This window comes from Paenibacillus pabuli (assembly GCF_039831995.1).
Taxonomy (GTDB): domain Bacteria; phylum Bacillota; class Bacilli; order Paenibacillales; family Paenibacillaceae; genus Paenibacillus; species Paenibacillus pabuli_C.
In genome coordinates this window covers 2,035,123-2,048,608 of record NZ_JBDOIO010000003.1, presented here as the reverse complement: position 1 = coordinate 2,048,608, position 13,486 = coordinate 2,035,123, and the positions used below count along the sequence as shown (strand labels likewise).

The window sequence follows — 13,486 nt, the reverse complement described above, 5'->3', positions numbered from 1 at the left end:
CGTCAGAAGAGACAACTCCCTCACAGGATGATGATACTGCAAAAAAGAACAGTTCAGCATAGCATTCTTTTATCGTTTAGAGAACGTTTACAAGTATCCTTTCGCAATAAGTGACGTTATGATATATTTTGGTTACACGAAAATTCATTCATTTCCACTAATATAGGCAAACGGGGTGCTTGTTCGATGATTAAACATATTGTTCTTTTTAAAATGAAAGACCGTTCTCCAGAAACCATTGAGGCTGCTGCAGACGTTCTTCGCAACTTGCAAGGCAAAATTGATGTTCTGATTTCGTTGGAAGTTGGCGTGGATGTGCTTCGCTCTGACAGATCTTTCGACATCTCATTGACGGCTGAATTTGCATCACTGGAAGATCTGCAGGCCTACCAGGTCCACCCGCTTCATCAGGAAGTCATCAAGTATATGAACGAGGTCAGAGAACAGTCGATTGCAGTGGATTACGAGATCTAATCAATTATTTCATTCTGCAGTGTTAAAGGAGACTGGGCATGAGCGATTTAAGAGACGTTATGGAATTTTTATATATTTTTATCGTGTTTTTGATTGCTTGCCCGGTGATGCTTTTCTGGCTTAAGCGAAGAGGAAAACGGAACCGATAATTCACTGAACGGGAAGTGACCGCATTGTATTACGTAAACAGAGAACAGATTGCCCGCAGACTTGCTGCCGTGCCGGAAGTTGCCGAAGGGCTTCGCCGAGTATCACAGGATTGGGATGGCAGTCTCATGCTGGGTTTGGTCCAGGAGCGCTGCCTTCACCTGGCTATTGAGATTGTAACGGATGTGGGAAGCTATCTTATCGATGGTTTCATTATGCGGGATGCCAGCAGCTATGATGATATCATTCAGATCAATCACGAAGAGAAGGTGTTTGATGCTTCGACGTACGAGGTGCTGAAGGGTCTCGTTTCGCTGCGCAAGCCGTTGGTACAGGATTATTTTAGCTGGGAGCGGGGAGAACTGCACCCACTAAGCGTAGAGGTGCCACATATTCTGGAACAGTTTGCTGAGCAGGTTAGTGTCTATGTGGAAAAAGAACTTGGTCCATTTCAGCAAGCTCAGATTGAGGGACAGAGTAAGGAATGAGGGGAACCAGCATGACAAATGAAAGGCAAGATGAAATAGAAAAGAATGAAGCGAATGAAATTCCTTCGGGGTTTCATCCTGTTTATATGGTGGAGCTATTATTTCGAGAGCAACCTAGAGTAGATCGAATTCGGTTGCAGAATGCACTTAGCCGCTATACCGGACAAGTCCGTCTGGCTGTGAAGCAGGTCAATGACCAACATTCCTCACAGAATACGACGGATGAAGCTGGGACGCAGAACGGGAAAAGCGATGCTCCAGAGCATAACCGTGACATGCTTGTTTTCTATCATACGGAACATCCGGTTTCATTTGAGGAAGGGAATATACCGGCACAGACCTGCATGCTTCCCGTGAACGAGATCAAGGATCGTTCACGCTTCGGTGGGGCAGTGCAGCAAGCCTGGCACTGGCCGGAAGCAGGAGAGGCAGTCAAGTCGGCGCAGTATTCCATCCGGCTTCATGATATGTTCGCTGCAGCCATGCCGCGCAAACAGCGTCTGGAACTGTTCCAGAATATGCTCCAGGCGGTTATGGAAGTTCTGCCTTGTGAGGGGATGTACTGGTACGGCAGTGACAAGCTGGTGGAGCCAGAAGCTTACATTCAGTCACAGAAGCGGGAGGAACATCTGTATGCAGCTATGAATGTACGCATGTATCAGGCAGGTGGAACGGAAGAACAGCGTGAACTAGTGATGGATACGGTAGGATTGTCCGCGCTCGGTGTTCCCGATGTGCAGTGTCATTTTACGGGACTGGATCCGGATACGGTAGCCCAGACATTGCTGGGGGCGGCCTATTACATATTCGATCAGGGGGATGTTCTCCAGGATGGACAGACGCTGGGCTCTTCTGGAGGAAGACGCTGGCGCTGCGAGCATCAGGCTGCACTAATTGCGCCCGGCCGTTATGTCATTGATCTTGACCCGGGGGATGCACATGCAGCACAGCAGCTCGAATCTTCTCGGCATTCATAATACCTGACATTCTACTGCGCAATACGGGACTTAAAAAGTTTTTGCCATCTGGAGTGTCAGGTCAAGCCCTTGCTGCTTATACTGCATCAACAGAGTAGGCATTCGCCCGGATCAATAAGCCTCAAGGTGTTGTTGCTTGGTATCCGGTACTTCATTAAGGTAAAGGGAGAGATGCAACGTGAAGGATTCAAACAAAGGTTTGTTGTGGGGAGCATTGATCGGTTCGGTAGTGGGTTCTGTAACAGCGTTGCTGCTGGCACCAAAATCCGGCCGTGAGCTGCGTCAGGACATTTCGGAAGGCGCGCGCCAGGTCACCGAAAAAGGTCAGGAATTGGCCGTTAAGGTCGGCGAGCAAAGCTCACAGATCGTATCCAAAGTAAAAGAAACGGCAGACGTTGTCATTCAGGATATTCAATCTTGGCGAAATTGCGCTGAAGGGAAAGAATTACGTGTATCTGCCGTCATTACCGACACGGATTCGGCAGCAGACTCTTCCGTAAATAATAATGAAAATGAGTCTGGCATTGACGTGGTTGCGAAGCTGCCTGCAGATGATTCGAAAGACAATATCTGAAGCGATGCTTGGCATAAGCAGGCTTTCCTCGAAGAATGAGGAGAGCCTGCTTTGTTGTGTGCGACAATGATGTGGAAGCCGCAGCGTGCGGTGTTTTATTTGAACCCTGAGATGAAATCGGGTAAGATGTAGGTACCTTTTTGCCGGAATAATCATACGGTAGGAAGAAAGCTCTGGAACCAAATCGTTATCAGAACCAATTCAATGAAGAAGGAAGCGGTGTGTTCGTGCAGCAAGCAATCGCTATATTAGACTCCGGTGTAGGGGGATTGACCGTCGCCAAGGAAGTGATGCGTCAGCTCCCGCGGGAAAAGATCATTTATTTTGGAGATACTGCCCGGACACCGTACGGACCCCGTTCGTCCGAACAAGTTAAACAATTTACGGAACAAATCGTTGATTTCTTGATCCAGTTCGATCCGAAGGTTATCGTTATCGCCTGTAACACAGCCACGGCTGCAGCGCTTGACTATATACGGGCGAAGGTGAATGTCCCCGTTATCGGGGTCATCCATCCCGGGGCGCGTGCTGCCATTACGGCTACTCGCACAGGGCGCATTGGCGTGATCGGTACAGTGGGAACCATAGGAAGCGGTGCATATACTTCGGCACTTAAGCAGTTATCCCCCTATATTGATGTGGTCAGTCAGGCTTGTCCTGCATTGGTGCCTCTAGTGGAGCAGGGTGAATTTCGTTCCGAACAAACAACACTTACGGTGGAGCAATCGTTGGGTCAGATCAAACAACAACCAATTGATTGTCTTATTTTGGGTTGTACCCATTATCCATTTCTCATGGAAACGATCCAGGAAGTCATGGGACAGGAAGTAAAATTGATCAGTTCGGCAGATGAGACGGCGAGGGAAATCAGTACGATTTTGTATGATAAACGAAAGCTGGCAAGTGGGGATGAGACACCGGTGCATCAATTTTTCTGTACGGGGGACCCGCGCATGTTCCAGAATATCACCCGCCAGTGGCTGGGAGAGCAAATCTCGAAAACACCTGTCGTATGGCAGGTCACCCGATTAACGTAGCTTAGCAGTACCCATTCCTATATGAGTTAAGTTTGTTGCTTAACCCACTGCACTCATCGATCATACCGGAGCCCTAGCGCTCCGGTTTTTCATTTTCACTATAAACAGGGCTTCAAAAAAGGCTTGCGTGATTCATGTCACATGACGGACAACCGGGTTCGCATACATATTAGGGTAGAACCATTAAGAGCATAGGACGGGGAGAATTGCGTTCTCCTGCCGGGAAAGGAGACACCATGGAGCTTCAGTGGATTATTGTTCAGTCAGGGGATACCTTATCCCGCGTTGCTTCTGCATATCACATGACAAAGGGACTGCTTGCTGCCCTGAACCCGGAAGCAGCAGCGCAGCCCTACTTGCTTGCTGGGCAGATGCTGCGAATCTTACCGGGGACCGGTCGCAGATATGCTGTTCAGCCTGGGGAAAACGTGGGGTGGATCGCAGAACGTTTTGGCCTGAATGAAACAGAGCTGCGCGAGGCTAATCCCGAGTTTGCGAACGTTGAGGATTGGTGCGGACGTTGCATTCATATTCCGGATTCAAATGGCAAAACTATTGTCAGGTTAAAGGGGGAATACGGTTACCGTGAATTGAGCCGGGATATCGTGCTGCTTGAGAAGAAATATCCCTTCATTTCCACAGGTTCAATCGGTACAAGTGTCATGGGGAAAGCCTTACCCTACCTGAAGATTGGCGAAGGACCGCGGCATATTCACGTTAATGCCTCCGTTCATGCTAATGAATGGCTTACGAGTGCGGTAATCATGCGTTTTATTGAAGAATACGCGAGGGCATACACGGACAGCGTGCCATGGCAACAATTTAGGACAGAACGTTGGATGCGGGAAACGACGTTGTGGGTCGTGCCGATGGTCAATCCGGATGGGGTGGAGCTCGTTCAGGAAGGTGTTGTGAATAGGCATCCACATGCCAAGCAGCTGCTTGCCTGGAATGCCGGACGCTCGCACTTTACCCATTGGAAAGCTAATATCAGAGGGGTCGACCTGAACGATCAATTTCCGGCTCACTGGGAGGAAGAGGCAGCCCGAAGAGGCATTACGTCACCTGGCCCCCGGGATTATGCAGGAAAGGCACCATTGTCTGAACCGGAAGCAAAAGCACTTGCAGCGTGGACGGAACAGCACAGCTTCGCTGCTGTCATTTCCTTGCACAGTCAGGGGCAAGAGATCTATTGGAACTACCGGGATTTGGAGCCCAGAGAGAGTGCGCCGTTATCACGCAGGTTAGCACGGGCCTCAGGTTACAAAGCAGTTAAATTAGGCGGAAGTGATGCTGGATACAAAGACTGGTTCATTCAACAGTTTCGGAAGCCCGGCTTCACGGTGGAGGTCGGACTCGGCGTCAATCCGCTACCGGTTGAACAGTTTGATGATATCTGTGTCGAGGTGGGCATGCTGCTGGCTGAGTTACTATCGGATGGGGGGACAGGAACAGAACCTCTGTCATGAAACTTCTAGCTTCCAAGGACGTATAAAAACAAACGGGCGCTGAAACAGTGTCCCGTCTTTTTTTGGTTATCATACCGTTCCTGAAAGGGTAATGAGTAAAATACGAACATGTGCCTTCCTCTGGCGCATGATGAATTTGGAGGGATTCACATGAAGTGGAGAAGACTGCTGTCGTTCAAACGATGGACTGAAGTGTTCAAGAGACTGCCCCGCCTATTGCGGGCTCCGCAGATCCCTTTGCATGAGAAACTGCTTTTTATCATCCCGGTCCTGCTGTATTGGGTTCTGCCCGATGTCATGCCATTTATGCCTATCGATGATATTGGTGTTACTTTGCTGCTCATGAACTGGTTTGTCAGTCGTGCGGAGAGGAAATATCCGGTGCTTCCATCTCGGGCCTAATGGAGATATGACATGAACTGGGACTGTTCACCATTGATTTTGCATCAATGTTATTGCGAAGCGGAGTAACTTTCTTTACAATAGATGCTGGAGTTTAGAAATGCTGAAATTGTTGGAACCAGCAATTACAATATAGGAGATGAAGTCGAAATGAACTGCAAAATTACTCGCAATGCTGCCAAAGTATTGAAATTGGAGCTGGACAAGCCCGAAAACGAAGGGAAAAAACTCCGTGTTGTCATCACGCATGCACACGGGGACCACGCTCACTACGGACTTGATCTGGACACGCCTAAAGAAAACGATACAGTAGTGTCCACGGACAAAGAGATCGATGTAATTCTTGAGAATGATCAACCGCTTCTGGATGGCGTTAAAATTGACTACCTGTACCTTCCTCAAGAGGGATTTGTTATCACCAATCCTTCCAAAGGCAACCACGGCGATCACTAAGGCCGCGAAGAAGGGGAACTCATGGCTAACGATATCCGCGTATGCGAAAAGTGTAATCATATCAGATTGAAGTCGATTGTGCCCAAGCTGGAGAAAATGGCTCCGGATACGGAGATCAAGATTGGATGTAAATCGTACTGTGGTCCTTGTGCGAAACGTGCTTTTGTGTTTATCAACGGTCGGTACATTAGTGCGCCGACGGAAGAAGAAGTACTGGCAAAAGTGGCAAAATTCGTGAAGTAAAAGAGAGAGGCTGAGGCCTCTCTTTTTTGTGCGAAGTGATAACTTGGGTTGAACTCTAACGATTCATGATGTATTCAAGGGTACATCATATCGGTGCATCCTTTTTCATTTCGTAAATGTCAAACGTGTCCTCACGTATTTCAATGGCGATTATCGTATCTTCTTTCTGGAAAAAGTGAACATGACCCAATCGGTTTTCTTCCATCTCAACCCATCCTTCATTGTGTAACTTCTGAAAATAATCAGTGGGCGTGTAGAGGCCTTGCTCACCTCCAATATGTTTTAATTCATACGATGCACTTATTTGAATATTACGGTTTGCCGAATTGGTCGTAACACCTAATAGTATTGCATTCTCCGGAACAGGAAAATCTGCATGGATGGTGGAGCTCGTGTATCCCGTTATTTGATACGTCGAGGAAGAACAGCCGCTGGCAAACAGTAAGGCAGATAACATAATGACTGGTGACCACAGGTTCTTCAAACAACCATCTCCTTCTAGAAAGCTTTCTTTAAGACTAACGCAGGGAGTCTGTGGAAGGTTACGGATCTTCGGATATTATGTTTAAAACGAGTTGTGGTCCAACATTTATACAATGTTGATGTCTAAGAAGAATAAGGCAGGGTCTGATCAACCATCCTAAAGGGGTAACAGGAACATGATCCCAAGGAGGAATACTCATGCCGAAGCGTTATGATTCCAGTTTGCAAGCGAATACCACCGTATCTCAGGCGCAGAATGCAGTGAACAAACTTCATTTTGCCGTATCTCAGGCCATGTCTCATCCAACCGAGCAGACCATTGAACAGGCTGAGCGTCGATTGGCCCATACGGAGCAGGCCATGCGTCAGGCTGAGCTTTCGCTGGGAGGACAGGGTGTCGAGCTGGCAGAAGAAATGTTCACTGAGGAGAAGAGAAGGTTGAACTCCATCCAGAGTCAGAACGGGCAAGGGAATCAATAGCTGTTCCTGTCACACCAGAACCCGCATGCCATAGGGCTTTGCGGGTTCTTTGCTTCATGTTACCTTTTACGAATCTCCCGGGAATGAGTCGCTCTGAACAGGAAGATAGGGGAACGCTTAAATTTCTGTCAGAAGGTTAATAAACCTTGAGCAGCCAAATTCCATACGGGAGGTACAGGATGACCAAACATATTACAGATTGCACGATTCTGAATAATGGGGTAACGATGCCTTGGCTAGGATTTGGAACATATAGAGCAAAGGGTAAGGAAGTGCAGCAAGCCGTTGAGACGGCACTGGAAGTAGGATATCGCAGCATTGATACGGCATCTGTCTACGGAAATGAAGAAGAAGTGGGACAAGCCATAGCAGGCAGTGGAATTGCCCGAAATGAGCTGTTTGTGACAACCAAGCTCTGGAATGAGGATCAGGGGTTCGATTCGACGCTCAGAGCATTTGAGGCCAGTCAGAAGGCATTGGGACTGAATGTGATTGATCTATATTTAATTCACTGGCCGGGAAGAGACCAGTACAAGGAGACGTGGAGAGCATTCGAACGTCTATATAGCGAAGGAAGCGTACGGGCGATTGGTGTGAGTAATTTCCAAATACATCATTTGCGCGAAATCATAGATGAAGGCGGAACGGTCCCTGCGGTCAATCAGGTGGAACTGCACCCGGGTTTGATTCAGCAGGAACTGCAGGACTTCTGTGGAGAGCAGGGAATTCAGCTGGAAGCCTGGAGTCCGATCATGCGAGGAAAGCTGAACAATGAATCCACGTTGAAGGGCCTTGCTCAAAAATATGGAAAGACACCTGCACAGATTATCTTGCGCTGGGATATTCAAAATCAGATTGTGACCATACCGAAGTCGGTTACACCAGAGCGTATTCGGGAGAATGCAGACATTTTTGATTTTGAATTAACGCCGGATGAGCTCAGATCGATTGATGCCTTGGATTCTGACAAGAGAACCGGGCCGCATCCGGATCAGCTCTTTTGGGATTGAGTGTAGCTCAATCCCAATATAAGTATTCATTGTTCTGTTTGCGATGGTTCCGGATACGGATCGTTCTTTCGATCGCTTTTGTCTCCAAATTTGTCGTCTCGGGAACGAGCCCAATGTTCGGGTATGCGAGGAGATCGATCGAGAAGGTTTTAAACAGATGCTGCTAGGCGTGTTGTCAGCACTCATATAACCAATAGTCCGATTTATCCCGTAAACTAAAAGGTCCTCTTCCAGATGGAGAGGGCCTTTTCTCTCTTTCGTAATGCTGTCAACTTGGATTTAATCAGACAGGCTGTGTTACAGTGAGAAGGAATGGCGAGATACTTCATCTGGCGGACTTACCCCTGCATACGGGTGTTGTGTTCATTGAACAAAAATTTCCTATCACAAAAGAGTCCATATGATGTATAATCTAATGTTATGTGAAGGTTGTCACAAAGTTTTAAGGTTTTTACATCATAGGAGGCTTAAAATACATCATGAGTAATTGGGCTTTATTTAAAAATATGACCCGACTGTATTCGGTAACGGTAATGGTTGTTCCAGTCATACTAGGTACCATCGCAGCCTACGCCATGCAGAAGGAATTTAGTTTTCTTTTGTTTATGCTGACGTTAGTGGGCGCGGTGTCCGCTCATATTTTTTCCAATATGGTAAACGATTTATGGGATTATCGGAACGGAACGGATACCCAAGCAACGGAGACAGAAGGCGCGATTTCGACGCACTCCGGGTTTCTGACTTCGGGAACCATGACCGAGAAGAAATTTGCGGCGATTACCTGGGGATTTCTTGTGCTGGCTGGGGCTTGCGGTCTTATTCTTACGATCGTCAGCGGTTGGCCGATCCTGGCTATTGCGCTGATCGGTGCTTTGATCGCTTATTTCTATGTTGCACCGCCAATTAAATTCGGCTACCGTGGAAAAGGCTATAGTGAAATCGGGATATTTATTTCCTTTGGTATCCTGCCGGTTCTGGGTGCCTACTATGTACAGACAGGAGAGTTTGCGCTTGCGCCGCTGCTACTGTCCTTGCCGGTCGGCATGCTGACCACCATGCTGCTATTTAACCATCATTTTCTGCACTGGCGTGCGGACCGCGAAATCGGCAAGAAGACGCTGGTCGTCATGTGGGGGGAAGAGCGGGCGCTTCGTCTATCCAAGCTGATGACGATCCTTGCTTACATCCTTTTGATCGTTTGTGTGGTGTTTCATGCTCTGCCCGTGTATGGTCTTGTCGCGATTCTTTCTGTTATTCCAATGTACAGGGTTTATAAATCACTGGGCAAAGTTAATCCGTCTGAGACGTATCTGCCGCTTATGGGAGCTTCCCAGCAATCATCAGTGCTCTGCGGCCTGATTATGTGCGTAGGGCTGCTGCTCTAATAGGGTGTATAAATAGGGTCCGTTCCTGCATTAGGCAGGTCAGGCAAGGTCTTGTGTGGGAATCGTTGCTTACGGAACAGTACTCCTTATTGAACTTATAATCTTCTAAATATTTGAGCTGTAAACACCAAGAACGTTCTTCATGGAGAACGTTCTTTTTTCATACTTGTACGAAATGGGGATGAGTTGAAGTTATAAGTTGAAAAAAAGCAGCAGATTCAGGGGGTATCCCTTGCTCCTGCTGCTCCTGCTGCTTTTGTGTTATTTGGATTGATTATCGGATTGCGGCACTTCGCATCCGTCGTCCGTGCATACACCACCTGCATCAGCGTTAGGTGTGCTGGATTCAACCATTGTGAAAGGGGAACGCTCATCCCATGCCTTCTGAATGGCATCCCGGAATACATCGTCCGGCTGCGCGCCGGATACGGCGAACTTGCGGTCGAATACGAAGAATGGCACGCCGCGAATGCCTAGCTGCTCGCCTTCAGCCTGATCTGCACGAACCTGATCCGCGAATTGATTGCTAGCCAGCACATCGGCAGCTGCGTTACGATCCAGACCGACTTCCTCGGCCAGTTGAATCAGTACATCCGTGTCACCAGCATGTTTGCCTTCCATGAAAATGGCCTGGAACAAACGCTCGCTGAGTTCAAGCATTTTGCCTTGTGTATCTGCCCAGTGGGTCAAGCGGTGAGCGGAGAACGAATTGGTAGGGATCATCTCGTCAATATTGTATTCCAGTCCGGCCGTGCGGGCATTGGCGTTCATTTGGGCATTCATGCCTTTTGCCTGCTCCACGCTCATATTGTATTTGGCAGCGAGATATTCCGCATTCGTTTTACCACTGTTCAACTCAGCGTTGGAATCCAGCTCGAAACTTTTGAATTGCAGCGTCACTTTATCACGGTGTGGGAACTGAGCCAGTACATTTTCCAAACGGCGTTTGCCAATATAACAGAAAGGACACATAAAGTCGGACCATATTTCAATATTCATGTTTTAAAACCTCCATATAAATGAAACCAATTTAGTTACAATTATAAAGCGACTTTCGAATTAACGCAAGGCAGGTATCAGGCCGGTCCAAAAAAAGAAGTGCTAAACATGCAAAGGGTGCACGCTTAACACTTTGGTGGTAAATAAAGGTACAAAATCTTTGATTCGATAGTACCTGACTACCTGAATACGTAAAGAAGCGAAAAGGAACAAATTACTTGTCACGGTAAGCCTGGGACCAGTGGTAAGGCTGGATTTCGTCCAATCTTTTATAGATTAACCTTCCATCCGGATCATATACAGCTGCTTTCACATCTTCACCCCAGAAAAATAACCGTTCCTGACATACCCCGCAAGGGGTGAGCACTTTGAATTCCGAATGTTCGTCATCACGTGCCACGCAGATGGAGTGCGTAACTCGCTCGTTTAATTTGTGTGCTTCGAGATAGGCGCCCGTCTCCATGCACAGGTGTGTGGCATCATTGATGACTTCTGGGGCAACGCTGATTAACAGCGAACCCGCATCGGTATAAACGGCCGCTGCACCACCCCAACCTTGAGGATAGCGATGCTTCACAAAGTTCGCTGCTTCATCATATAACCTTTGTTCAATCGATATTGGATCTGATTGAGTATTCATGATTTAAGTTCTCCTTTTATCAAACTCTACTACACGCCGACGGTGGAAGAGGTATCCTCTAGGATGCGGGTTCTGCATTGTTGTTCTCTTCATGGAAACGCCGGATTAGATCGTACGTAATGACTGTATCGGACACGTGCAATCTCTTTGAAGCCTCGTCATGTCCGGAATTGCAGGCGTTGATGTCTATCTTGTTGCGGGTGGACAGGTCATAACATGACCCGTTCGCGTATATATAATCGTCTGAAGGGATATAAAATACGGAACCATCAGTGAATGCACCGCTTCGCAATACAACTGTCCGGGCTGATCCGTCATAAATGTCGTTCCCCATATGATAATAAGATTCATCCGTTATGCCGAGCAAATGAAGCACCGATGGAGTAATATCCAGTTGTCCGGCGGGTTGATCAATGGTCCCTGCTTCGGATCCATCTGGCAAATGCACCAGTAAGGGAACCTCGTTCATGATTTGCTCCATATCCAGTTCATTCAGAGATCGTCCAAGAAATTGCTCATATTGTGCCTGTTCTTTGATCGAATTATCGTGATCCCCGTAGAACATGAAGATGGTTTTGTCCCATAATCCCCGGTTCTTCAGATCTTCTACCATGCTGCCCAGCGCGGAGTCTACATAATGAACAGATTGCAGATAGTCGCCGAACATGGTTCCTTCGAACTCACCTACATCAAGCTGCTGTCTATCCTTCGGGAGTGCGTACGGATGATGACTGCTGAGTGTGATGAGGAAGGAATAGAACGGCTTGGTAACCTCGCTGTCCATCTTCTGAACGGATTGCCGGAAAAAAGACTCATCGGACAGGGACCAGCCAAGCGGATCATCCTGTTCAAAATCATTTTTGCTGTAAAACTTGTCGTAGTTCATGTTCTGATACATCGTATAACGGTTCCAAAATCCGCTCTCGTACGCATGAAATACATTCGTACTGTAACCATTGTCTTTCAGAATTGAAGGCAGAGAATCATACGCGTGGTCTGCGTACCGAACAAAAGCTGATCCAACAGGCAGGGGATGGAGTGAAATATTGGCTCCAAAGTCGGCATCTGATGTTCTGCCCTGGCCTGTTTGGTGATAAAAATGACTGTAATATTGGCTTTCCTTCATCAGTTCGTTAAAATGCGGCGTGATTTCCTGACCGCCAATGCTGTGCCCGATCATGAAATTCATGAAGGCTTCTCCTTGAACGATGATGAGATTGCTATCCTTGTACTTGCCAAATATGGCGTTTTCGCTCGAAGCGTTACTCTGTCTGTCGGCAAAAAAGGATTTGGCTTTCTCGACATCAGCAGGGTCAGCCTCTGGGCCGGAACCGATATGGTCTTTGGCATAGTTGTACAGATCATATCCATGAAAAGCAAGAAGCCCGGTCACATTATACATGGAGACATTCCACCAATTATTGTCGAACAGCCCCTTGGCCCATGTTTTACTGTAGAAATAGATAGGCCCTACCGCAAGGCATAGTCCAAGCACGAAGGCAATGCTGCCTGCAGTAAATCTGCGCATGCCTCTTTTTTTGCCGCGGTGATCGGAGTAACTTCTTAACCCGTTAATGGTTGTAGACGTACGGGAGAAGCGATTTCGCCTGCTGAATAGCAGAATGGCCCCATACGGAATGATGGCAAGCCAGTCTGCGAAGAACCACAAGTCACTGGCGTGTATGAGCGTAGCAATGCTGTCACCCAGTGCATCAACTTGTCTGGCTTGCATTAACACAGGGATCGTTAGAAAGTCCTGAAAGTATCGATAATAAACCATATCGGCATAGATCAGCGCTGTGAGGAGCAGATTGAGCACGACAAGAGACAATACCATGCCCCGCCTAGGCAGCCACCAGGTCCAGAAGGAAAGGAGCAGCAAAGAGCCGATGGCAATGACTTTATCCAAGAGACCCATGGTGATGTTGTAGGCATGAAGGTTGTGATGCAGCCACATGAGTTTCAGCAGCATCAGCAAGAGAAAAATGAGATATAACGTAAGTGGATGATTAAGAAGCCTACGCGGCGACATGCTGCGTGTAGGCTGTGAGATGACCATCTAGGTTCCCTCCCAGTTGCAGTGTTTTGTTCATCTAATGTTAACGGAATGTAAAAATAGGGCTCCATTCATTATAGCTCTCCTTCATGGCATTTCAACTATGCCCAGTGCGGGAGTGCTTCATGCAGAAATTTGGCTGTATAACTGTACAAAAAAAAGCGCCCCA

General features: G+C 47.6%; 16 protein-coding genes. 12 read left to right on the top strand and 4 right to left on the bottom strand.

Annotated features, from left to right (window positions below; translation table 11 throughout):
* The first annotated feature begins 186 nt into the window (after positions 1-186).
* The 9 genes from ABGV42_RS11145 to ABGV42_RS11105 all read left to right on the top strand — a co-directional run bounded on the left by ABGV42_RS11145 (position 187) and on the right by ABGV42_RS11105 (position 6,264).
* Complete coding sequence (locus ABGV42_RS11145) at positions 187-474, top strand: Dabb family protein (protein ID WP_347381714.1); 288 nt, start codon at positions 187-189, stop codon at positions 472-474.
* 173 nt (positions 475-647) lie between these two features.
* Positions 648-1,109: a DUF86 domain-containing protein gene (locus ABGV42_RS11140; RefSeq protein WP_347381713.1), complete on the top strand. Its 462-nt coding sequence runs from the start codon at positions 648-650 to the stop codon at positions 1,107-1,109.
* Positions 1,110-1,120: 11 nt separating this feature from the next.
* Positions 1,121-2,086, top strand: a complete 966-nt coding sequence (locus ABGV42_RS11135) for a DUF4261 domain-containing protein (RefSeq protein WP_347381712.1) — start codon at positions 1,121-1,123, stop codon at positions 2,084-2,086.
* 178 nt (positions 2,087-2,264) lie between these two features.
* Positions 2,265-2,660, top strand: coding sequence for a YtxH domain-containing protein (locus tag ABGV42_RS11130; protein ID WP_347381711.1), 396 nt, complete (start codon positions 2,265-2,267; stop codon positions 2,658-2,660).
* Between the two features lie 227 nt (positions 2,661-2,887).
* Positions 2,888-3,697 carry a glutamate racemase gene (racE, locus tag ABGV42_RS11125; protein WP_347381710.1) on the top strand — a complete coding sequence of 270 codons (810 nt, stop codon included), beginning with the start codon at positions 2,888-2,890 and terminating at the stop codon, positions 3,695-3,697.
* A 236-nt stretch (positions 3,698-3,933) separates the two neighbouring features.
* Complete coding sequence (locus ABGV42_RS11120) at positions 3,934-5,166, top strand: M14 family metallopeptidase (protein ID WP_347381709.1); 1,233 nt, start codon at positions 3,934-3,936, stop codon at positions 5,164-5,166.
* Positions 5,167-5,316: 150 nt separating this feature from the next.
* Positions 5,317-5,568, top strand: a complete 252-nt coding sequence (locus ABGV42_RS11115; protein ID WP_347381708.1) for a hypothetical protein — start codon at positions 5,317-5,319, stop codon at positions 5,566-5,568.
* Positions 5,569-5,718: 150 nt separating this feature from the next.
* Complete coding sequence (locus tag ABGV42_RS11110; protein WP_095288056.1) at positions 5,719-6,021, top strand: heme biosynthesis protein HemY; 303 nt, start codon at positions 5,719-5,721, stop codon at positions 6,019-6,021.
* Between the two features lie 21 nt (positions 6,022-6,042).
* Positions 6,043-6,264, top strand: coding sequence for a DUF1450 domain-containing protein (locus tag ABGV42_RS11105; RefSeq protein ID WP_095288055.1), 222 nt, complete (start codon positions 6,043-6,045; stop codon positions 6,262-6,264).
* Between the two features lie 85 nt (positions 6,265-6,349).
* On the opposite strand, the gene ABGV42_RS11100 is transcribed toward ABGV42_RS11105, so the two are convergent.
* Positions 6,350-6,748 carry a hypothetical protein gene (locus ABGV42_RS11100; protein WP_347381707.1) on the bottom strand — a complete coding sequence of 133 codons (399 nt, stop codon included), beginning with the start codon at positions 6,746-6,748 and terminating at the stop codon, positions 6,350-6,352.
* Positions 6,749-6,945: 197 nt separating this feature from the next.
* Here ABGV42_RS11100 and ABGV42_RS11095 point away from each other — a divergent pair, with 197 nt between their 5' ends.
* The 3 genes from ABGV42_RS11095 (at position 6,946) to ABGV42_RS11085 (ending at position 9,622) form a co-directional block, all read left to right on the top strand.
* Entirely contained in the window at positions 6,946-7,227 is a 282-nt protein-coding gene (locus ABGV42_RS11095; RefSeq protein WP_347381706.1) for a hypothetical protein, read from the top strand.
* A 179-nt stretch (positions 7,228-7,406) separates the two neighbouring features.
* Complete coding sequence (locus ABGV42_RS11090; RefSeq protein WP_347381705.1) at positions 7,407-8,237, top strand: aldo/keto reductase; 831 nt, start codon at positions 7,407-7,409, stop codon at positions 8,235-8,237.
* A 479-nt stretch (positions 8,238-8,716) separates the two neighbouring features.
* Positions 8,717-9,622: a prenyltransferase gene (locus ABGV42_RS11085; protein ID WP_347381704.1), complete on the top strand. Its 906-nt coding sequence runs from the start codon at positions 8,717-8,719 to the stop codon at positions 9,620-9,622.
* Positions 9,623-9,883: 261 nt separating this feature from the next.
* Here ABGV42_RS11085 and ABGV42_RS11080 read toward each other — a convergent pair whose 3' ends face one another.
* The 3 genes from ABGV42_RS11080 to ABGV42_RS11070 form a co-directional block, all read right to left on the bottom strand.
* The gene (locus tag ABGV42_RS11080; RefSeq protein WP_347381703.1) at positions 9,884-10,621 is read right to left on the bottom strand and encodes a DsbA family oxidoreductase; all 738 of its coding nucleotides are present in this window, start codon (positions 10,619-10,621) and stop codon (positions 9,884-9,886) included.
* A 214-nt stretch (positions 10,622-10,835) separates the two neighbouring features.
* Positions 10,836-11,240 carry a cytidine deaminase gene (locus ABGV42_RS11075; RefSeq protein ID WP_347383209.1) on the bottom strand — a complete coding sequence of 135 codons (405 nt, stop codon included), beginning with the start codon at positions 11,238-11,240 and terminating at the stop codon, positions 10,836-10,838.
* A gap of 79 nt (positions 11,241-11,319) precedes the next feature.
* Positions 11,320-13,320, bottom strand: coding sequence for an LTA synthase family protein (locus ABGV42_RS11070; RefSeq protein ID WP_347381702.1), 2,001 nt, complete (start codon positions 13,318-13,320; stop codon positions 11,320-11,322).
* Positions 13,321-13,486 lie beyond the last annotated feature (166 nt).